This is a genomic window from Streptomyces sp. NPDC005566, assembly GCF_040605575.1.
Lineage (GTDB): Bacteria > Actinomycetota > Actinomycetes > Streptomycetales > Streptomycetaceae > Streptomyces.
Genome location: NZ_JBEXDB010000001.1, coordinates 443,890 through 463,465 on the forward strand (window position 1 = coordinate 443,890; position 19,576 = coordinate 463,465).

Annotated in this window: 15 protein-coding genes; 5 read left to right on the forward strand and 10 right to left on the reverse strand. The window is 70.9% G+C overall.

Going from position 1 to position 19,576, the window contains the following annotated elements; all coding sequences use genetic code 11:
• Position 1 precedes the first annotated feature (1 nt).
• The 4 genes from ABZS61_RS02165 to hrcA form a co-directional block, all read right to left on the reverse strand.
• Entirely contained in the window at positions 2-748 is a 747-nt protein-coding gene (locus ABZS61_RS02165; protein ID WP_356414752.1) for a 16S rRNA (uracil(1498)-N(3))-methyltransferase, read from the reverse strand.
• Positions 745-1,818 carry a nitronate monooxygenase gene (locus ABZS61_RS02170; protein ID WP_356414755.1) on the reverse strand — a complete coding sequence of 358 codons (1,074 nt, stop codon included), beginning with the start codon at positions 1,816-1,818 and terminating at the stop codon, positions 745-747. The genes ABZS61_RS02165 and ABZS61_RS02170 overlap by 4 nt, the downstream gene beginning before the upstream one ends.
• A 133-nt stretch (positions 1,819-1,951) precedes the next feature.
• Complete coding sequence (gene dnaJ / locus ABZS61_RS02175) at positions 1,952-3,088, reverse strand: molecular chaperone DnaJ (protein ID WP_329211207.1); 1,137 nt, start codon at positions 3,086-3,088, stop codon at positions 1,952-1,954.
• The gene (gene hrcA / locus ABZS61_RS02180; protein ID WP_351173319.1) at positions 3,089-4,105 is read right to left on the reverse strand and encodes a heat-inducible transcriptional repressor HrcA; all 1,017 of its coding nucleotides are present in this window, start codon (positions 4,103-4,105) and stop codon (positions 3,089-3,091) included.
• A 165-nt stretch (positions 4,106-4,270) separates the two neighbouring features.
• On the opposite strand from hrcA, the gene ABZS61_RS02185 reads away from it, so the two are divergent.
• The 3 genes from ABZS61_RS02185 to ABZS61_RS02195 all read left to right on the forward strand — a co-directional run bounded on the left by ABZS61_RS02185 (position 4,271) and on the right by ABZS61_RS02195 (position 8,897).
• Complete coding sequence (locus ABZS61_RS02185; RefSeq protein ID WP_356414760.1) at positions 4,271-4,993, forward strand: MBL fold metallo-hydrolase; 723 nt, start codon at positions 4,271-4,273, stop codon at positions 4,991-4,993.
• 25 nt (positions 4,994-5,018) lie between these two features.
• Complete coding sequence (locus ABZS61_RS02190) at positions 5,019-5,837, forward strand: DUF3097 domain-containing protein (RefSeq protein WP_356414762.1); 819 nt, start codon at positions 5,019-5,021, stop codon at positions 5,835-5,837.
• Between the two features lie 147 nt (positions 5,838-5,984).
• Positions 5,985-8,897 carry a hypothetical protein gene (locus ABZS61_RS02195; protein WP_356414765.1) on the forward strand — a complete coding sequence of 971 codons (2,913 nt, stop codon included), beginning with the start codon at positions 5,985-5,987 and terminating at the stop codon, positions 8,895-8,897.
• 15 nt (positions 8,898-8,912) lie between these two features.
• Here the strand turns inward: ABZS61_RS02195 and hemW are convergent, their stop codons facing one another.
• From hemW to lepA, 4 genes are all read right to left on the reverse strand, one after another.
• Positions 8,913-10,154, reverse strand: a complete 1,242-nt coding sequence (hemW, locus tag ABZS61_RS02200) for a radical SAM family heme chaperone HemW (protein WP_356414768.1) — start codon at positions 10,152-10,154, stop codon at positions 8,913-8,915.
• 33 nt (positions 10,155-10,187) lie between these two features.
• On the reverse strand, positions 10,188-12,161 hold the full coding sequence (locus ABZS61_RS02205) for an ATP-binding SpoIIE family protein phosphatase (RefSeq protein ID WP_356414771.1): 1,974 nt from the start codon (positions 12,159-12,161) through the stop codon (positions 10,188-10,190).
• A gap of 203 nt (positions 12,162-12,364) precedes the next feature.
• On the reverse strand, positions 12,365-14,254 hold the full coding sequence (locus ABZS61_RS02210) for an AMP-binding protein (protein ID WP_356414774.1): 1,890 nt from the start codon (positions 14,252-14,254) through the stop codon (positions 12,365-12,367).
• 279 nt (positions 14,255-14,533) lie between these two features.
• Positions 14,534-16,408: a translation elongation factor 4 gene (gene lepA, locus ABZS61_RS02215; protein ID WP_356414777.1), complete on the reverse strand. Its 1,875-nt coding sequence runs from the start codon at positions 16,406-16,408 to the stop codon at positions 14,534-14,536.
• 215 nt (positions 16,409-16,623) lie between these two features.
• Here lepA and rpsT point away from each other — a divergent pair, with 215 nt between their 5' ends.
• Positions 16,624-16,890 (forward strand): 30S ribosomal protein S20, encoded by a 267-nt coding sequence (gene rpsT, locus ABZS61_RS02220; RefSeq protein WP_014156344.1) that lies wholly within the window; start codon positions 16,624-16,626, stop codon positions 16,888-16,890.
• Between the two features lie 280 nt (positions 16,891-17,170).
• Here the strand turns inward: rpsT and holA are convergent, their stop codons facing one another.
• Positions 17,171-18,157 (reverse strand): DNA polymerase III subunit delta, encoded by a 987-nt coding sequence (gene holA / locus ABZS61_RS02225; RefSeq protein WP_356414780.1) that lies wholly within the window; start codon positions 18,155-18,157, stop codon positions 17,171-17,173.
• Between the two features lie 73 nt (positions 18,158-18,230).
• Here holA and ABZS61_RS02230 point away from each other — a divergent pair, with 73 nt between their 5' ends.
• Entirely contained in the window at positions 18,231-18,476 is a 246-nt protein-coding gene (locus ABZS61_RS02230) for a hypothetical protein (RefSeq protein ID WP_356414783.1), read from the forward strand.
• Positions 18,477-18,558: 82 nt separating this feature from the next.
• Here the strand turns inward: ABZS61_RS02230 and ABZS61_RS02235 are convergent, their stop codons facing one another.
• Positions 18,559-19,449, reverse strand: a complete 891-nt coding sequence (locus tag ABZS61_RS02235) for a YceI family protein (RefSeq protein WP_356414786.1) — start codon at positions 19,447-19,449, stop codon at positions 18,559-18,561.
• Between the last annotated feature and the right edge of the window lie 127 nt (positions 19,450-19,576).

Consider the following 19,576-nt stretch of genomic DNA (forward strand, 5'->3'; position numbering starts at 1 on the left):
CTCAGCTCCAGCGACCGGTGCGTCCCATCAGCAGGGCGGCAGCGGCCGTCCCGGCGGTCGAGGTGCGCAGCACACTGGGCCCGAGCTGGTACGACGGCGCGCCCGCGGCGGCGAAGGCGGCGAGCTCCTCGGGGGAGACTCCGCCCTCCGGTCCCACGACGAGCACGATCGAGCCGTCGGCGGGGAGTTGCGTGGTGGCGAGCGGCTCGCTTCCGCTCTCCCGGTCCTCGTGCAGGACCCCGGCGAAGTCAGCGGCGGCCAGCAGGGCGGCCACCTGCTTCGTCGTCATCGCCTCGGCGACCTCGGGGAACAGCACCCGCCGGGACTGCTTGCCCGCCTCCCGTGCCGTGTTGCGCCACTTGGCCAGGGATTTGAGGCCGCGCTCGCCCTTCCACTGCGTGATGCAGCGCGAGGCCTGCCACGGCACGATCGCGTCGACGCCCGTCTCCGTCATCGTCTCGACGGCGACCTCACCGCGGTCACCTTTGGGAAGCGCCTGGACGATGGTGATGCGGGGTGCGGGTGGGGGCTCCTCGTGCACCGTGGTGAGGTCCATGACGACGAGCCGGTCCTTGCCCTCGGCCGCACGTACGACGCCCTCCGTCCAGCGGCCGCGCCCGTCGGTCAGGACGACGTCCTCCCCCGGGTGCAGACGCTTCACGGACACGGCGTGCCGCCCCTCGGATCCTTCCAGGACGAACTCCGGCCCGCTGGGCACGTGTTCGACAACAAAGACCGGTGCCGTCACTGTGCACCCCTCCCACTCACTGCCGCCCATGCGGCATCCGTTTCGGTGGCGAGCAGTTCCACGAGTTCTCCGGCGGGCAGCTCGCGTGCCATCCGGTGGCCCTGGCCCGCCCACAGGGCCATGCCCTGGGCGTCGCCGGCCTTGGCGGCGGCCTTGCGCAGCCCACTGGTCAGGTGGTGCACCTGGGGGTAGGCGGCGGGAGCGTACGGGCCGTGCTCCCGGACGAATCGGTTGGCCAGCCCTCGTGCGGGGCGGCCGGAGAACGCCCGGGTGAGAGCCGTGGTGACGAACAGCGGGTTGGTCAGGGCCTGTTTGTGCAGCAGGTGCGCCCCTGACTCGGGGCAGGCCAGGAACGCCGTGCCGAGCTGTGCCGCGTCGGCGCCCGCAGCGAGCACCGCCGCGATCTGGGAGCCGCGCATCAGCCCGCCGGCCGCGACGATCGGCAGCTGTACGGTCTCGCGGACCTGGGCGATCAGGGAGAGCAGCCCGGTGCCGGTGAGGCCGGCCTGCGCGTCGTCGTGGTGCGTGGACTGGTGGCCGCCCGCCTCGACGCCCTGTACGCAGACGGCGTCGGCGCCCGCCCACTGCGCGTTCCGCGCCTCCTGCGGGGAGGTGACCGTCACGACGGTGAACGTGCCGGCGCCGGCGAACGCGTCGAGGGTGTCGCGGGCGGGGCAGCCGAACGTGAAGGAGACGACGGGCACCGGATCGTCCAGCAGTATCGCGACCTTGGCCTCGTAGCCGTCGTCGCCGCTGGAGTCGGGGTCGCCGAGCGGAGTGTCGTACCAGGCGGCCTCACCCGCGAGCTGGTGGCGGTACACCTCGACGGCGCTGGGGTCGGCGAGCGCCTGCTGCGGCATGAAGAGGTTGACGCCGAACGGCTGTCCGGTCAGCCCCCGCAGCTGCTTGATCTCGTTGTACATCCCGTCCGCCGTCTTGTAGCCGGCGGCGAGGAATCCGAGCCCCCCGGCCTCGGCGACGGCACCGACGAGCTGCGGACAGGAGACGCCGCCCGCCATCGGGGCCTGCACGATCGGATACCGGCAGAGATCGGTCAGTGCCAAGGACATGACGGCATCGTGCCACGTCCGGTGCGGCGTGCCGAATCAGCCATTTCCCGCCGGGCGTACGGCCTGCCGCCGAACGCCGCACCGCCCGCCGGAGAGAACCGGCGGGCGGTGCGGGTGACGCTCGGGATCCGGCTCAGCGGCCGTTGAAGGCGTCCTTCAGCCGGGAGAACAGCCCCTGCTGCCCCGGCTGGAACTGGCCGGTGGGCCGCTCCTCGCCACGCAGCTTCGACAGCTCCCGCAGGAGGCGCTCCTGCTCGGGGTCCATCTTCGTCGGGGTCATGACCTCGACATGCACGATCAGGTCGCCGCGCCCGCCACCCCGCAGATGCGTGATGCCGCGCCCATGCAGCGGAACCGACTGTCCGGACTGGGTGCCCGGCCTGATGTCGATCTCCTCCAGGCCGTCCAGCGTCTCCAGCGGCACCTGGGTGCCGAGCGCCGCGGCCGTCATCGGGATGGTGACCGTGCAGTGCAGGTCGTCGCCGCGCCGTTGGAACACGGCGTGGGACAGCTCGTGGATCTCGACGTACAGGTCGCCGGCCGGACCGCCGCCGGGGCCGACCTCTCCCTCGCCCGCGAGCTGGATCCGGGTGCCGTTGTCGACACCTGCCGGGATCTTCACGGTGAGGGTGCGCCGCGAACGGATGCGGCCGTCACCGGCGCACTCGGGGCACGGCGTCGGCACGACCGTGCCGAAGCCCTGGCACTGGGGGCAGGGCCGCGAGGTCATGACCTGGCCGAGGAAGGACCGGGTGACCTGGGAGACCTCACCGCGGCCGCGGCACATGTCACAGGTCTGGGCGGAGGTGCCGGGTGCGGCGCCCTCACCACTGCAGGTCGTACAGACGACCGCCGTGTCGACCTGGATGTCCTTGGTCGTGCCGAAGGCCGCCTCGGAGAGGTCGATCTCCAGTCGGATCATGGCGTCCTGGCCGCGCCGGGTGCGCGAACGGGGTCCGCGCTGCGACGCCGTGCCGAAGAACGCGTCCATGATGTCGGAGAAGTTGCCGAAGCCACCCTGTCCGAATCCGCCCGCGCCACCGCCTCCGGAGGCGGACAGCGGGTCGCCGCCGAGGTCGTAGACCTGCTTCTTCTGCGGGTCCGACAGCACCTCGTAAGCGGCGTTGATCTCCTTGAACCGCTCCTGGGTCTTCGGATCCGGGTTGACATCCGGATGCAGCTCGCGGGCGAGCCTTCGGAATGCCTTCTTGATCTCGTCCTGAGATGCGTCGCGGCGCACGCCGAGTACGGCGTAGTAGTCCGTGGCCACTTACGACTCCGCCAGGATCTGTCCGACGTAACGTGCCACTGCGCGTACCGCTCCCATCGTTCCGGGGTAGTCCATGCGGGTCGGTCCGACCACGCCGAGTTTGGCGACTGCCTCGTCGCCCGAACCGTAGCCGACCGCGACGACGGACGTGGAGTTGAGGCCCTCGTGGGCGTTCTCGTGCCCGATACGTACGGTCATGCCCGAGTCCTTGGCCTCACCGAGCAGCTTCAGCAGCACGACCTGTTCCTCCAATGCCTCCAGCACCGGCCGGATCATCACGGGGAAGTCGTGCCCGAAGCGGGTGAGGTTGGAGGTGCCGCCGATCATCAGCCGCTCCTCCGTCTCTTCGACCAGAGTCTCGAGAAGTACGGAGAGCACCGTCGAGACGGTCCCCCTGTCCTCGTTCTCGAAGGACTCCGGCAGGTCCTGCACCAGTTGCGGAACGTCCGCGAAGCGGCGTCCGACGACCCGGCTGTTGAGCCGGGCCCGCAGATCGGCGAGAGAGGTCTCACCGAACGGAGCAGGACAGTCGATCATACGCTGTTCGACCCGGCCTGTGTCCGTGATCAGTACGAGCATCAGCCGGGCGGGGGCGAGCGACAGCAGTTCGACGTGCCGCACCGTCGAGCGGGTCAGCGAGGGGTACTGCACGACGGCGACCTGCCGGGTCAGCTGCGCGAGCAGCCGCACCGTACGGCCCACGACGTCGTCGAGGTCGACCGCCCCGGCGAGGAAGTTCTGAATGGCCCGGCGCTCCGGCGACGACAGGGGCTTCACGCCCGCGAGCTTGTCGACGAAGAGCCGGTAACCCTTGTCCGTCGGGATACGCCCCGCACTCGTGTGCGGCTGGGCGATGAAGCCCTCGTCCTCCAGCACCGCCATGTCGTTGCGGACCGTTGCCGGGGAGACCCCGAGCTTGTGCCGCTCCGTGAGCGCCTTGGAGCCGACGGGCTCCTCGGTGCCGACATAGTCCTGGACGATGGCGCGCAGCACTTCGAGTCTGCGTTCGCTGAGCATCGCGCACACCTCCAGCTGTGGTTCTCCGGTGTCTGCCTGGCACTCTGTGCATTCGAGTGCCAGCAATCCCCCCGGTCAGTGTACGGGGGCGGGGTGGGCGAAGGGCAAGGGCGACCGGCCACGCCGTCGCAGGACTGTGCAGGTCGTTGCCGATAGCGTCGCCGCATGGACGCCTCTTGGGAAGAGTACGGCTGGGAGCGGTTGAGCAACGTTGCGGGGCGCCGGCGCCTTCCCGTCTGGGACGCGACGGCCGCGCTGGTGGCCGGGACCGAGGGCGCGCTGCTCTACGACACCGGCTCGACGCTCCGGGAGGGTGCCGAACTGCGGACCCGGGCCGAGGGGCTGCTCGGCCGGAGGGTGACGCATATCGCACTGAGCCACCCGCACTTCGACCATGTGCTCGGCACCGCGGTCTTCGCCGGGGCGGAGGTCCACGGGGCGGTCGGCACGAGGGAACTGCTGGGGCGCTGCGCGGAGGAGCTCCGCGCGGACGCGGTGCGTCACGGGATGACCGAACACGACGCCGCCGTGGCGACGGACGTCCTGGTGGCCCCCCGGCACGAGGTGAGCGGCGAGCGGACGCTCGACCTGGGCGGCGGCCTCCAGGTGCTGCTGGCCAACGTGGGACCCGGCCACAGCGGCCACGACCTCGCGGTGCTGGTGCCGGGCTCTCCCGTGGTGGTGCTCTGCGGCGACCTGGTCGAGGAGTCGGGCGAACCGCAGGCCGGCCCGGACGCGGTCCCGGCCCGCTGGCCCGCCGCGCTGGACCGGCTGCTGGCCCTGGGCGGTGAGGAGGCGCTGTACGTGCCGGGGCACGGGGCCGTCGTGGACGCCGCGTTCGTACGGGCGCAGCGCGACCGGCTGGCTGCCCGGTTCGGCGTGTCCTGAGGGGCCGGCGATCTATCGTCGTGCCATGCGCAGCTACCAGCCGGACCTGACACCGCCGTGGAAGCGGTCCGCTCCCGTTCCCGAGGTCCCCGCCGAGCCCGATCTGGTCGTGGAAGAGGTTGCCACCGGTTTCTGCGGTGCGGTGATCCGGTGCGAGAAGACGGCCCAGGGGCCGACCGTCACTCTGGAGGACCGCTTCGGCAAGCACCGGGTGTTCCCGATGGGGCCGCGCGGCTTCCTGCTGGAGGGCCGGGTGGTCACCCTCGTACGCCCGGCGGCTTCGGCGCCGGCCGGGAAGGCCCGTACGGCCTCCGGCTCCGTCGCGGTCCCCGGGGCGCGGGCGCGCGTGGCGCGGGCCGGCCGGATCTATGTGGAGGGCCGGCACGACGCCGAGCTCGTCGAGCGGGTCTGGGGCGACGACCTGCGCATCGAAGGCGTGGTCGTGGAGTACCTGGAGGGCATCGACGACCTCCCCGCGATCGTGCGCGAGTTCGCCCCGGCCCCCGGTGCCCGGCTCGGCGTCCTGGTCGACCATCTGGTGCCGGGCTCCAAGGAGTCCCGTATCGCCGCGGAGGTCACCGGCAGGGACGTGCTGGTCGTGGGGCACCCGTACATCGATGTCTGGGAGGCGGTGAAGCCGTCGTCCGTGGGGATCCCGGGGTGGCCGGCCGTGCCGCGGGGCCAGGACTGGAAAACGGGTGTCTGCCGTTCGCTGGGGTGGCCGGAGAACACGGGCGCGGCCTGGCAGCACATTCTCTCCAAGGTGCACTCCTACAAGGACCTGGAACCACAACTCCTCGGTCGTGTCGAGGAATTGATCGACTTCGTCACCCTTCCTGCCTGATGTCCCGAGGCCGTTGAGGAGGATCCGGTACCGATCCCCATGAATGCCTGCGCCACACACGCACCATCGGTTATTGAGAGGTGAGGGGCCCGACGGGCCGGAGCTGCTGGGCGGGCCCAGCAGGCAAAAGGGGAAGGCCGGGGGCGGATGGCGCGCGAAGTGTGGCGGGACAGTGCGGAGAACGAGGCGGCCTCCGCTGTCTTCCACCTGATGCAGCAGCTGATCGACCAGTACCGGGTCAACCGCCCCGTGATGCCCCTCGTGGTCGCGCAGGCCGAGGACGCCGGTGCGGGACCCGACATCGACCGCAGGGTCGAGCAGATCGTCCGGCAGGTCCACCGGGCGAACCAGCTGCGCCGCGTCCCCGTGAAGCTCCTGGACGGCCACGGCGCCACCCCGTACGAGGCGGCGCTGTCCATGGTGCGCGCGCTGACCGAGCGGCCCTGGGAGACCCGGGGCACCTCGCAGTACAAGCCCTTCGCCTTTCCCCGCTCCCGTCTCCTCGACGCCATCGAGCAGGCCACCGCGACGGTCCTGGAACGGCAGCCCGACCGTGTCTCCGCCCGCGGTGACCGCGACGAACGGATCCTGGAGCAGCTGGGCAGCCTGCGCTGGCGGGCGAGCCGGTCGGGGCGGAACAACTGGTGGGACTCGCTGCGCGCGTCGATCCGGCCGGAGACCTTCCTGGGCGCCGTCTTCATCGCCGTCCTGAGTGTGCTCCTCGGCGAGATCGGCTGGCTGCTGACCGCCCTGGTCGCCGCCGCCGCCCTGCTCGGCCTGGCGGTCGTGCGACTGGTGACGACGGCGGCGCCGCCGCTGCTGTGGCTGCGCCGGGCCAGCCGGTGGCTGGCGACCACCTCCTCGCTGGCCGCGTCCAGCACCGCGTATCCGTCCGACGGCTGGTCGTGGTTCTCACCGAGCCGTTCATGGCGGGTGATCCGGGCCAGGGCGGCCGCTGTCGCCGAGCGGGTGGCCGACGCGGGGGCAGGCGTCGAGCACGCGCGCCAGTTCCACCTGGAACTGCGGGTCCAGGCGCTGCTGGAGGACCTGCTGGACAACTACAGGCCGCACGCCATGGACTGGCGGCGCGGCAAGCGCACCGTCCCGCCCGTGGTGTTCCTGCCGACGGCCACCCATGACAACGGCGGCGTCCTGCTGATCAACGCGATCAGCAACGTCCGCTCCCGGCGCAGCGAGGTGGACCCTCTGCTGCTCCTGGCCTCCCTGCCGGCCGCGCAGATCATGCGGCACACCCCGCCACTGCCCCCCGAGCCCGCCGCGAACAGCGGCGCCGCCAGGTCGGGGGCCCGTGCTCGGTACGAGAGCTGGGTCGACGACCTGAGCGTGGGCCAGGCCCCCGCGGCGGCCGTGCGGCTGGCCTGGGTGCTGCGGCTGCCCCTGTCCACCGGCCAGCTGACCCACGAGCACGCCCACGCCCAGCTCGTCACCGAGCGCGTGCGCCGGACCTGGGCGTGGTGGGTGATGTCGCGGACGACCGTCGCCCTCACCCTGGTCGGCGCGCTGCTGGGTACCTTCCTGTGGAGCGAGCACTGGAAGGAGACGTACTGCTACGGCCCGCTCGTCGGCCGCAGCACGGACGCCGTCAGACTGCCGGGTCCCGAGGGCACCAAGGAATGCGTCGGGGTGGCGACGGCTCCCGAGGTGCTGTTCGCCGAGGGCAACGGCCTGGAGCTGAGCGGTGTCGGCGAGGGCGTCACCTTCGAGCGGATCGAGCGGGCGATACGGGAGCAGAACGCCGGCATAAAGCCCGGCGAACCGCACGTCACCATCGTCTACGCGGGCCCTCTCACCGGCACGGACAGGAACAAGGAGGACACCCGCAAGGGCCTGGAGGAGCTGACCGGCGTCTTTCTCCACCAGCGGTTCGTCAACGAAACGGCGGACCGTTCCGTCAAGCTCCGGGTCCTGACGGCCAACGGCGGCCAGGACATGCTGCGGCAGACGACGGCCGCGCGGAAGATCGTCGAGGTCGCCCGGCGGGACTCCTCCGTCGTCGGCGTGGTCGGCCTGGGCCGCAACACCACCGAGAGCGCGGAAGCCACCGGGCTGCTGCAGCGCGCCGGCCTGCCTGTGGTGAACACCACCAACTCCGACAGTGATCTGGCCCGCGAGTACCCGAACTACTTCGGCCTCGCCGCGACGGACGAGGAGCAGGCGGACGCACTCGGCCTGCTCGCCGGCCAACTGGCGGCCGGGCTGCAGGATCCGCAGGCGGTCGTCCTGTCCCGAAGGGTGGGCAACGAGGACAAGGACCGCTACACGACCGAGCAGCGCAGGGTGGGCAAGGAGATGCTGGAGGCGTCCGGTTTCACGCTCCCGGCGGACAGCGACGACGACGGCACCCAGTACTCCCTCTCCAAGGACGGCGGCTCCGCGAACCTCGACGGCCCCCTGCAGCGCATCTGCGGCGGCGACCGGGTCCCCGACGCCCTCTACTTCGCCGGCCGGGTCGAGGACGTCAACACCCTGATGTCCGGCCTCGGACAGACCAGCGGCTGCTCCGCGAAAGCCATCACGGTCTTCACCGGGGACGATCTGACCAAGGCGCGCTTCGACGACGCGACGAAGCTCGCGGAGAAGGTCACGCTCTACTACGGCTCACCGGCGCCCATGAGCCGGGGCGGCGGCCGGACGTTCTACGAGGACTCCCGCAGGTCCCTGGAATCGCTGCTCCCCGAAGGGAAGCGGCTGGGACCACTGCCGACGGGGCGCCCGCCGTACGAGGACAAGCTGTTCGCCAGCGGCCAGACCGTCATCTCCTACCAGGCGACAGCGGTCCTCTACGCCGCCGCGGCCCGCAGCGACAACCCGCGGAGTGCGGCGGAGACGTGGGCGACGCTCTACTCCGTCGCCCTCCACGACATGCCGACCGGGACCGTCACCTTCCGGGGGACGATTCCCTACGCCGCCCAGAAGGTGCACGGCCTGAACATCATGAAGGTCACACGTCCGGGGCCGGACGCCGAGATCCGCGTCGTGTGCGGCCGGGCAGCCGGTGACCCGGTGGTCCTCACCCGCAAGGACTGCCGGGTGGGGTGACCGGGGGCCGGGAGCTCAGTCCACCAGGTCCCGCACCACGGCGTCCGCCAGCAGGCGCCCCCGCAGCGTGAGGACCGCCCGGCCCTCCCGGTACGGGGCGGGCTCCAGCAGCCCGTCCGTGACGGCCCGGCCGGCCGCGGCGAGCCCGGCCGGCGCCAGCAGGGACAGTGGGCACCCCTCGACGAGCCTCAGCTCGAGCAGGATGCGCTCGACCCGCCGGTCCTCGTCGGCCAGGACCTCTCGCCCGGCACCGGGCGAGCGGCCCTCGGCCAGGGCCTGCGCGTACGCCCCGGGATGCTTGACGTTCCACCAGCGCACCCCGCCCACGTGGCTGTGCGCTCCGGGTCCGGCGCCCCACCAGTCGGCGCCGCGCCAGTACAGCTCGTTGTGCAGGCAGCGGCCTTCGGGCGTCCTGGACCAGTTCGACACCTCGTACCAGGAGAAGCCCGCCGCGGCCATCGCCTCGTCGGCGATCAGGTAGCGGTCGGCATGGGCGTCGTCGTCGGTCATCGGGATCTCGCCGCGCCGGATGCGGCGGGCCAGCTGGGTGCCCTCCTCGACGATCAGCGCATAGGCCGACACATGGTCGGGGCCCGCACCGATCGCCGCGTCGAGGGAGGCCCGCCAGTCGTCGTCGGACTCGCCCGGGGTGCCGTAGATGAGGTCGAGGTTGACGTGCTCGAAGCCGGCCTCGCGGGCCTCGGCGACACAGGCCTCGGGCCTGCCGGGCGTGTGGGTGCGGTCCAGGATCTTCAGGACGTGCTGCCGGGCGCTCTGCATCCCGAAGGAGACGCGGTTGAAGCCGCCTTCCCGGAGGGCCGCCAGATACGCCGGATCGACGGACTCCGGATTGGCCTCGGTGGTGATCTCGGCGTCGTCCGCGAGCCCGAACTCCTCACGGATCGCCCCCAGCATCCGGACGAGGTCCGCAGCGGGCAGCAGGGTGGGCGTACCGCCGCCGACGAAGACCGTACGGACCGGGCGGGGGTCGTCGCCGAGCACCTTGCGGGCCTGGCGCACCTCCTCGATCAGGTGCGCCGCGTAGTTGTCCCGGGAGGCCAGTACCCCACCGGAGCCGCGCAGCTCGGTCGCGGTGTAGGTGTTGAAATCGCAGTACCCGCAGCGGGTGGCGCAGTAGGGCACATGCAGGTAGAAGCCGAGCGGCCGGTCGGCGGCGCCTTCCAGGGCATGACGGGGCAGCGCTCCGTCGTCGGGCACGGGCTCACCATCGGGCAGTACGGAAGGCATACCGTCCATTGTCCACCGCCGCCGGACATCCCCCGTCCACGCTCACTGGGCCTGCAGCACGACCAGCGCCAGATCGTCGTCCGGCGGTCGCTCGGCGAACTCGTGGACGGCCCGTTTGATCCGGTCCGCGATCCCTTCCGCGGTCAGCCCGGCGCAGCCGGCCAGTGCCCGGGCCAGACCGTCCCCGTCGTCGAACATCAGCGGCCCGGAGCGCCGCTCCGTCACACCGTCTGTGACGCACAGCAGGCTGTCGCCCGGCGCCAGGTCGAAGCGCTGGCTCTCGTAAGCGACGTCCTCGACGACCCCGAGCAGCACCTGCGGCTCGGCGGCGGGCCGCACCGTGCCGTCCGGGCGCAGCAGCAGCGGCAGCGGATGACCCGCACTGGCCAGCGTGCAACGCACGCCGCCGCCGGGCAGCGGCACCATCTCCCCGTACAGCAGGGAGAGGAACCGGGGCTGCCCGCCGTCCGGCAGCTGCTGGCCGTCCTCCCGCAGATGCTGGCCGCCCTCCGTCAGGTGCTGCCCGCCCGCCGCAGCGACCATGAGAGCGGCGGCCTCGGCGGTCTCCATCGCGTCGTCGAGGAGGAGGCGGTTGAGCCGGTCCAGCACCTCGCCGACACGGAAGCCCTCCCGGGCCAGCAACCGCAGCCAGGGCCGGGCGAGGCCGGTGACGACGGCGGCCTCGGGACCGCTGCCCTGCACATCGCCGAGGATGAAGCACCAGCGGTCACCGGGGCACGCGAAGATGTCGTAGAAGTCACCACCGACGACGCCGTCGTCACTGGGCTCGTACACCAGTGAGCTGGTGACTCCGGGGATGTCGGCGACCTTGCTGGGCAGCAGTCCGCGCTGCAGGATGCGGCTGATGGTGGCCTGTCGGGTGTAGGCGCGGGCGGCGCCGACGGCGAGGCCGACACGGCGTACGAAGTCCTCGATCAGCGCGGCCACCTCGTCGGGGACGCGGGCGATGCCCTCCCGTCCCAGGAGTACGGCTCCGAGCGTGCGACCGCCGGCGGTTATCCGATAGGCGAGCGCAGCCCCCGAACGGCCCTTGGAGCGCCCGTCGGCGCCCGGATCGGCCCCGTCCTCGTCGGCCCCGGGCCACGGCATGGAGACGGGCCCCGTGCCCACCCGCTCCGGCAGCCGGATCGGGTCCTGCTCCAACACGGTGCGCAGCTGCCCGGTCTCGGCCTCGTCACGGTGCCAGACGCTCGCGAGCCGGGGGACGGCTGAGGGCCCGCCGTTCTCCGGTTCCAGCCAGACCGCGCACCAGTCGGCGAGTCTGGGCACAAGTAACTGGCCGGCGAGTGCCGCCACGATGTCCTCGTCGAGCTGGCCGGCGAGCAGGTCCGATGCCTCGGCGAGGAACGAGAGCGCACCGCGGCCCGCCCAGTCCGCGTCGTCGCGCAGAGCGCGCCGGGCGGTGGGGGCGAGCAGCTCGGCGGTGCGCAGCCCGCTCCGGAGTTCCGGCTCCGCGGTCGCCTCGGGCAACGCGGTCCAGTCGTCGACGGGCAGCCGGGCCCAGACGGTCTTGAGGCCGGTGCGGTACGTGATGCCCCAGCGCTCGGCGAGTGCGGCGACGATCTGCAGCCCGCGGCCGACCTCGGCCGGGTCGTCCGGGTCCGCCGCGGGCACCGGGTCGGGGCGTTCGCTGCGTACGGACCGGGCGGGGTGGTGGTCGGCGACCTCCAGCACCAGGGCTGCGGCCTCGTCCTCGGCCGCCTCCTCCAGCCGGAAGAGCAGCTCGACGGTGGTTCCGGCGTGCACGACGGCGTTGGTGACGAGCTCATCGGCGACGACTACCGCGTCGTCGGCCAGCCGGTCGCTGAAGCCCACCGCCGCGGGCAGCCCGAGCCCGGTCCACTCGGCGAGGGCGGCCCGGACGAACCGGCGCGCGGCGGCCGGGGCGAGGAGATTCCCTGGCAGGCTCGTCCGGGCGACCGGCTGCGCGTCCGCCCGTCCGACGTGGTTGTCGGGACGCTGAAAGGTGTCCCGCTGCAAGGGAATGGGCCCCATGGCGCCGCTCCTGACCTGTTCTCGCACGGCCTGTTCGTCGCCGTGTGCCGCTGACGACACGGACAGAGTGACAGACCGACCCTCCTCAGAAGCACCGAGTTACCGAAGTGGGAGGAGAAGACACAGGAACGACGAGCAGGAACGGGCATCTGGAACAGCGGTGCGGACGGGGCGGTCGGCCCCGTCCGCACCATGGGCCGTGCCTACGCCTCGCGGGAGCCCGCGTACATCTCGTCGATGAGGTGCTTGTACTCACGCTCGACGACCGGCCGCTTCAGCTTGAGGCTGGGGGTCAGCTCGCCGTGCTCGATGTCGAGGTCACGGGGCAGCAGCCGGAACTGCTTGATCGTCTGCCAGCGCTGCAGACCCTCGTTGAGCCGCTTCACATAGCCCTCGACGAGCTCCACGGCCTGCGGGGAGGCCACCACGTCGGCGTACGGCTTGCCGCCCAGCCCGTTCTCCTCCGCCCAGCCGAGGATGGTCGGCTCGTCGAGCGAGATGAGGGCGGTGCAGAAGTTACGGTCCGCGCCGTGCACCAGGATGTTGGACACGAACGGGCACACCGCCTTGAACTGTCCTTCGACCTCGGCCGGGGCGATGTACTTGCCGCCGGACGTCTTGATCAGGTCCTTCTTGCGGTCGGTGATCCGCAGGTAGCCGTCCTCGGACAGCTCGCCGATGTCGCCGGTGTGGAACCAGCCGTCGGACTCCAGCACCTCGGCGGTCTTCTCGGGCAGCTGGTGGTAGCCCTCCATGAGGCCGGGGCCGCGCAGCAGGATCTCGCCGTCGTCCGCGATCCGGACCTCGGTGCCGGGGAGCGGCTTGCCGACGGTGCCGGTGCGGTAGGCCTCGCCGGGGTTGACGAAGGAGGCGGCGCTGGACTCGGTGAGGCCGTAGCCCTCCAGGATGTGGATCCCGGCGCCCGCGAAGAAGAAGCCGATGTCCGGGGCGAGTGCGGCGGAGCCGGAGACACAGGCGCGGAGCCGGCCGCCGAAGGCCTCACGGATCTTCGCGAAGACGAGGGTGTCGGCGACCTTGTGCTTGGCGCCGAGCGCGAACGGCACGGAGGCCTTGCCGGTACGGCGGAAGTTGTCCTGCGACACCTTCGCGTACTCGCGGCCCACACCCGCCGCCCACTGGAAGATCTTGTACTTGGCGCCGCCGCCGGCCCGCGCCTTGGCCGCGACCCCGTTGTAGACCTTCTCGAAGATCCGGGGGACGGCTGCCATGTAGGTCGGCTGGACCACCGGAAGGTTCTCGATGATCTTGTCGACGCGGCCGTCGACGGCCGTGACGTGGCCGACCTCGATCTGGCCGGAGGTGAGGACCTTGCCGAAGACGTGGGCGAGCGGCAGCCACAGGTACTGGACGTCGTCGGCGTTGATCAGGCCGGTCGCCACGGTGGCCTTGGCCATGTACGACCAGTTGTCGTGGGGCAGCCGTACGCCCTTGGGGCGGCCGGTGGTGCCCGAGGTGTAGATCAGGGTCGCGAGCTGGTCGGCGGTGATCGCGGCGACCCGGTCCGTGACCGCGTCCGGGTTCTTGGCCAGGTGCTCGACGCCACGGGCCTCGAGCTCGGCAAGCGTGAGGACCCAGCCCTCGGGGTCGCCCTCCACGGGCTCCGCACCGGCCGGGTCGATGACGACGACATGGGCCAGGTTGGGCAGCCCGGCCCGGTTCTCCCGGGCCTTCGCGAGCTGAGCGGCGTCCTCGGCGATCAGCACACGGCTCTCGGAGTCGGCCAGGATGAAGGCGGACTCCTCGGTGTTCGTGGAGGGGTAGATCGTCGTGGTCGCGGCGCCCGCACACATCACGCCGAGGTCGGCGAGGATCCATTCGACACGGGTGGCGGAGGCGAGCGCGACGCGCTCCTCCGGCCGGACACCCAGTCCGATCAGACCGGCCGCGATGGAGTGGACCCTGGTCGCGGCCTGCGCCCAGGTCAGCGACTTCCAGTCGTCCGGTCCCTGACCGGAGGCCGACGGCACCGGGTAGCGGTACGCCTCACCGTCCGGGGTGGCCGCCACGCGGTCGATGAAGAGAGCCGCCACGGAGGGCGGTCGGTTATCGATCAAGGTCTGTGTGTCGCTCACGACATCCTCCGGGCCTGCGGCATTGCTACGACCGGCTGCTGGGTAATGGTGCTGGGTGCTGGGGGGGGCGGCTGCCTGCTGTTCCTGCTTCTCGTTCCCGCTCGGCCTGCTTGTTTAACTGGCGAGTAACTAACGGGTGGTGATCAGAGTAGAGCGCGCGGGTCCGTGGCGTAAGAGGCAACAGGCCGCCGCTTCATAACGAACGGGCCCCCGTGCCGCAGGCGTCTGCGGCACGGGGGCCCGTAGGTCTACTCCCGGGTAGATACTGGGAGCGGAGGGCTACTTCTTGGCCTTGCCCTCGCCGGCCGACTCGTCGGTCGACAGGACGGAGATGAACGCGTCCTGCGGCACCTCCACGTTGCCGACCATCTTCATCCGCTTCTTGCCTTCCTTCTGCTTCTCCAGCAGCTTCCGCTTACGGGAGATGTCACCGCCGTAGCACTTGGCGAGCACGTCCTTGCGGATGGCGCGGACGGTCTCACGGGCGATGACCCGGGAACCGATGGCCGCCTGGATCGGCACCTCGAAGTTCTGCCGGGGAATGAGCTTCTGCAGCTTGGCGACGAGCCGCACGCCGTACGCGTAGGCCTTGTCCTTGTGCGTGACCGCGGAGAACGCGTCGACCTTGTCGCCGTGCAGCAGGATGTCGACCTTGACGAGCTGGGCGGACTGCTCACCGGTGGGCTCGTAGTCGAGGGACGCGTAGCCCCGGGTCTTCGACTTCAGCTGGTCGAAGAAGTCGAAGACGATCTCGGCGAGCGGGAGGGTGTAGCGGATCTCGACCCGGTCCTCGGAGAGGTAGTCCATGCCGAGGAGGGTGCCGCGGCGCTGCTGGCACAGCTCCATGATCGCGCCGATGAACTCGCTGGGCGCCAGGACCGTGGCCCGGACGACCGGCTCGTGCACCTTGTCGATCTTGCCCTCGGGGAACTCGCTCGGGTTGGTGACGATGTGCTCGGTGCCGTCCTCCATCTCGACGCGGTAGACCACGTTGGGGGCGGTGGCGATGAGCTCCAGACCGAACTCGCGCTCGAGCCGCTCGCGGACCACGTCGAGGTGGAGCAGGCCGAGGAAGCCGACACGGAAGCCGAAGCCGAGTGCCGCGGAGGTCTCCGGCTCGTACACCAGGGCGGCGTCGTTGAGCTGGAGCTTGTCGAGGGCCTCGCGAAGGTCCGGGTAGTCGGAACCGTCGAGCGGGTACAGACCCGAGAACACCATCGGCTTGGGGTCCTTGTAGCCGCCCAGCGCCACGGTCGCCCCGTTGTGCAGGGAGGTGATCGTGTCACCGACCTTGGACTGCCGGACGTCCTTCACCCCGGTGATGATGTAGCCCACTTCGCCCACACCGATGCCGTCGGCCGGGGTCATCTCCGGGGAGGAGACACCGATCTCCAGCAGCTCGTGGGTGGCACCCGTGGACATCATCCGGATGCGCTCGCGCTTGTTGAGCTGACCGTCGATGACACGGACGTAGGTGACGACACCCCGGTAGGGGTCGTAGACCGAGTCGAAGATCATCGCGCGGGCCGCCTCGTCCGCCTGGCCGACGGGCGCGGGGACGTCCCTGACCACTCGGTTGAGCAGGGCGTCCACGCCGACGCCCGTCTTGGCGGACACCTTCAGTACGTCCTCCGGCTGACAGCCGATGAGGTTGGCCAGCTCCTCGGAGAACTTCTCCGGCTGCGCGGCCGGCAGGTCGATCTTGTTGAGCACCGGGACGATGGTGAGGTCGTTCTCCATCGCGAGGTAGAGGTTGGCGAGCGTCTGGGCCTCGATGCCCTGCGCCGCGTCCACCAGGAGAACCGTGCCCTCGCACGCGGCGAGCGAGCGGGAGACCTCGTAGGTGAAGTCCACGTGCCCCGGGGTGTCGATCATGTTGAGGACGTGGGTGGTGCCCGTGTCCCCGCCCGTGGTCGGTGCCCACGGCAGACGAACCGCCTGGGACTTGATCGTGATGCCGCGCTCGCGCTCGATATCCATCCGGTCGAGGTACTGAGCGCGCATCTGCCGCACGTCGACCACGCCCGTCAGCTGGAGCATCCGGTCGGCAAGCGTCGACTTGCCGTGGTCGATGTGCGCGATGATGCAGAAGTTGCGGATCAGTGCCGGGTCGGTACGGCTCGGCTCGGGCACGTTGGTAGGAGTCGCGGGCACGCAGGGTCCTGATTCTTGAGACGCCGAACGCCGTGTCTCGGGTCGTTGTCGGGTCGGACGGATCTGTACGCAGCTTCCATCGTCCCACGCCTGCGGGGCTGAGACCGGTTTGGGCCGGTCCTGGGGTGACTGGTAACGTGGGCAGCTGTGCCTCGTGGCCCTCAGAAGCCGCGTGGCGCACATAGAAGATCCAACGAACCTGAAAAGGCTCTTTCGTGGCGAACATCAAGTCCCAGATCAAGCGGAACAAGACGAACGAGAAGGCGCGCCTGCGCAACAAGGCCGTCAAGTCGTCGCTCAAGACCTCGATCCGCAAGGCCCGTGAGGCTGCCGCTGCCGGTGACGTCGAGAAGGCCACTGTGGCCGTCCGTGACGCGTCCCGCCAGCTCGACAAGGCCGTCTCGAAGGGTGTCATCCACAAGAACGCCGCCGCCAACAAGAAGTCGGCGCTGGCGCTCAAGGTTGCCGCCCTCCAGGGCTGAGCACTGATGTGATCGCCGGAACGGACTCCGCGGGCCCTCTCTCCCGCTCCTGACCGGCACTCCGTGCCGCACACCGAACCTGCGTTCGCCACGCGGGTGCGGCACACCAAGCGTGAACCGAAGGCCTCGGTCACCGTCCTCCCCAGGACGGCGACCGAGGCCTTCGGTGTGTTCGGTGCGGTGTGGTGGGTGCGGTGTGGTGGGTGCGGTGCGGTGTGTGTTCGCGCGGTGTGTGTTCGTGCGGTGGGGAGCGCTTCTGGCGCCGCCCTGGCCGGCGCCTCTAGCGCCCGGAGCGGGCCGCTTGTGCGACAGCTACCACGGCCTTCTCCAGGGCGTACGCAGGGTCGTCCCCGCCGCCCTTGACACCGGCATCGGCCGCCGCGACCGCGATCAGGGCCGCTGCCACCCCGTCCGGCGTCCATCCGCGCATCTGCTGGCGCACCCGGTCGATCTTCCACGGCGGCATACCGAGCTCGCGGGCGAGGTCCGCGGGCCGTCCGCCCCGGGCCGACGACAGCTTGCCGATCGCCCGCACGCCCTGTGCGAGCGCACTGGTGATCAGGACGGGTGCGACCCCGGTGGAGAGCGACCAGCGCAGCGCCTCGAGCGCCTCCGCCGCCCTCCCCTCGACCGCGCGGTCGGCGACGGTGAAGGAGGAGGCCTCCGCCCGGCCCGTGTAGTAGCGGGCGACGATCGCCTCGTCGATGGTGCCCTCGACATCAGCGGTCAGCTGCGAGGCGGCGGCGGCCAGCTCCCGCAGATCGCTGCCGATGGAGTCCACCAGGGCCTGGCACGCCTCGGGGGTCGCTGAGCGCCCCAGGGCCCGGAATTCCGACCGTACGAAGGAGAGCCGCTCGGCCGGCTTGGTCGTCCTGGGACAGGCGACCTCGCGGGCCCCGGCCTTCCGTACCGCGTCCAACAGCCCCTTGCCCTTGGCGCCGCCCGCGTGGAGGAGCACGAGGGTGATCTCTTCGGCGGGCGCGGCGAGGTAGGCCTTGACGTCCTTGACCGTGTCGGCGGACAGATCGTGTGCGTTGCGCACGATCACGACTTTGCGCTCGGCGAAGAGCGACGGGCTGGTCAGCTCCGCGAGCGTGCCGGGCTGCAGCTGGTCGGAGGCGAGGTCGCGGACGTCCGTGTCGGCGTCGGAAGCGCGGGCCGCTGCCACCACGTACTGCACGGCACGGTCCAGGAGCAGGTCCTCCTGGCCCACGGCGAGCGTCACGGGGGCGAGTGGATTGTCGGTGGAACTACTTCTGGTGGCCATCGCGGTCCAGCATCCCACGCCCCTGTGACAGGGCGGCGAGGCTGCCCGCCCGGGCGTACCGGAGAATGTCCGGGTGAGCGATGTGAGACATGTACTGGTGCTGCCCGACCGCGACGCGGCCCAGGACGCGGCCGAAGAACTCGCCGACCGGTTCGGCGTCACCGAGGAGCCTCAGCTCGTACGCGACGCCCTGGCCGGCGAGGACGATGCCGAGGACGCCCAGTGGCTCGTGGTCGTGGAGGATCCGGGCGGGCGGCTGGACTCCGCGGCGCTGGACGCGTTCGCCGCTGAGTACGAGGGGTGGCTGGAGGCGCCGTAGCGGGCGCATCTGCTCCCCGGGCCGGGGCCCGGGGACGGGCCGGGCCGCGGGGGCGGGCCGCGGGGGCGGGCCGCGGGGCGGATCAGCTCTTGGGGACGATCTGGATGTCCATGTCCATGTCGATCTCGATGCTCGAGCCGACTGCCGCGATACCGCGGGCCAGCATCGTCTGCCAGGTGAGCGTGAAGTCCTCGCGGTGCAGTTCGGTGGTGGCCCGGCATGCGGCGCGGGTCTCACCTTCCAGACCGCTGCCCAGGCCGAGGTACTGGGTGTCCAGGGTGACGGTGCGGCTCACACCGTGCAGGGTGAGCGCGCCGCTGACGCCCCAGCGGCTGCCACCGCGGTGGACGAAGCGCTCGCTGTAGAACTCGAGGGTCGGGTAGCGCCCGACATCGAGGAAGTCACCGGAGCGCAGATGGTCGTCTCGCATCTGGAGGTTCGTATCGATCGACGAGGCGTCGATGACGACGTGCATGGCGGAGTCCTCCATGCGGTCGGCAATCCGGACGGCACCGGCGAAGGTGTTGAACCTGCCGTGGATGCGGGCCATGCCGATATGACGTGCCGTGAAACCGAACTGGGAGTGCGTCGGTTCGATGTCCCAGTCGCCCGGGTCGGGAAGCTGCGGAGGCGGGGACACCTGGAGGGTCACGTCGCCGACGCTCGCGTGACCGCTCGCCGCGACCGTGACCGGGCCGTGGAACGGGGTGAAACCCTCGGCCGTGACAGCGAGCCGGTAGTCACCCGCCGGAACGGTGGCAACAACGCTCCCGAACGGGTCCGTCTCCCCGCCGACGGCCCTGCGGCCCGCACTGTCGGTGACGACGAACTCGGCGTTGTGCACCGGTTCGTTGACAAGGTCGAGCACCCGGCAGCTGAGCGGACCGGCGGTGCGCGGGACTGCGAGTCCGGCGACGGCGCCGCTGAGGGCGCTGCCGGACATCGCCTGGTTGCCCAGCCAACGGCCGAACATGCGCGCGTACTCCCAAGGGCGGTTCTCACCTCGGACCCCTGACAGTTGGACGTCGTTGTCGGAGCAGCGGCCCGCCGACGAAAGAACGTTCGATAACTGATGCGATGTTCGAGGTAAACGCAGGAGA

What these genes read in the sequence shown, in the direction of transcription:
- ABZS61_RS02170 (WP_356414755.1), bottom strand. Translation starts at nt 1,818, where the DNA reads ATGTCCTTGGCACTGACCGATCTCTGCCGGTATCCGATCGTGCAGGCC.
- hrcA (WP_351173319.1), bottom strand. Translation starts at nt 4,105, where the DNA reads ATGCTCAGCGAACGCAGACTCGAAGTGCTGCGCGCCATCGTCCAGGAC.
- ABZS61_RS02185 (WP_356414760.1), top strand. Translation starts at nt 4,271, where the DNA reads ATGGACGCCTCTTGGGAAGAGTACGGCTGGGAGCGGTTGAGCAACGTT.
- ABZS61_RS02190 (WP_356414762.1), top strand. Translation starts at nt 5,019, where the DNA reads ATGCGCAGCTACCAGCCGGACCTGACACCGCCGTGGAAGCGGTCCGCT.
- ABZS61_RS02195 (WP_356414765.1), top strand. Translation starts at nt 5,985, where the DNA reads ATGGCGCGCGAAGTGTGGCGGGACAGTGCGGAGAACGAGGCGGCCTCC.
- hemW (WP_356414768.1), bottom strand. Translation starts at nt 10,154, where the DNA reads ATGGACGGTATGCCTTCCGTACTGCCCGATGGTGAGCCCGTGCCCGAC.
- ABZS61_RS02205 (WP_356414771.1), bottom strand. Translation starts at nt 12,161, where the DNA reads ATGGGGCCCATTCCCTTGCAGCGGGACACCTTTCAGCGTCCCGACAAC.
- holA (WP_356414780.1), bottom strand. Translation starts at nt 18,157, where the DNA reads ATGGCCACCAGAAGTAGTTCCACCGACAATCCACTCGCCCCCGTGACG.
- ABZS61_RS02235 (WP_356414786.1), bottom strand. Translation starts at nt 19,449, where the DNA reads ATGTTCGGCCGTTGGCTGGGCAACCAGGCGATGTCCGGCAGCGCCCTC.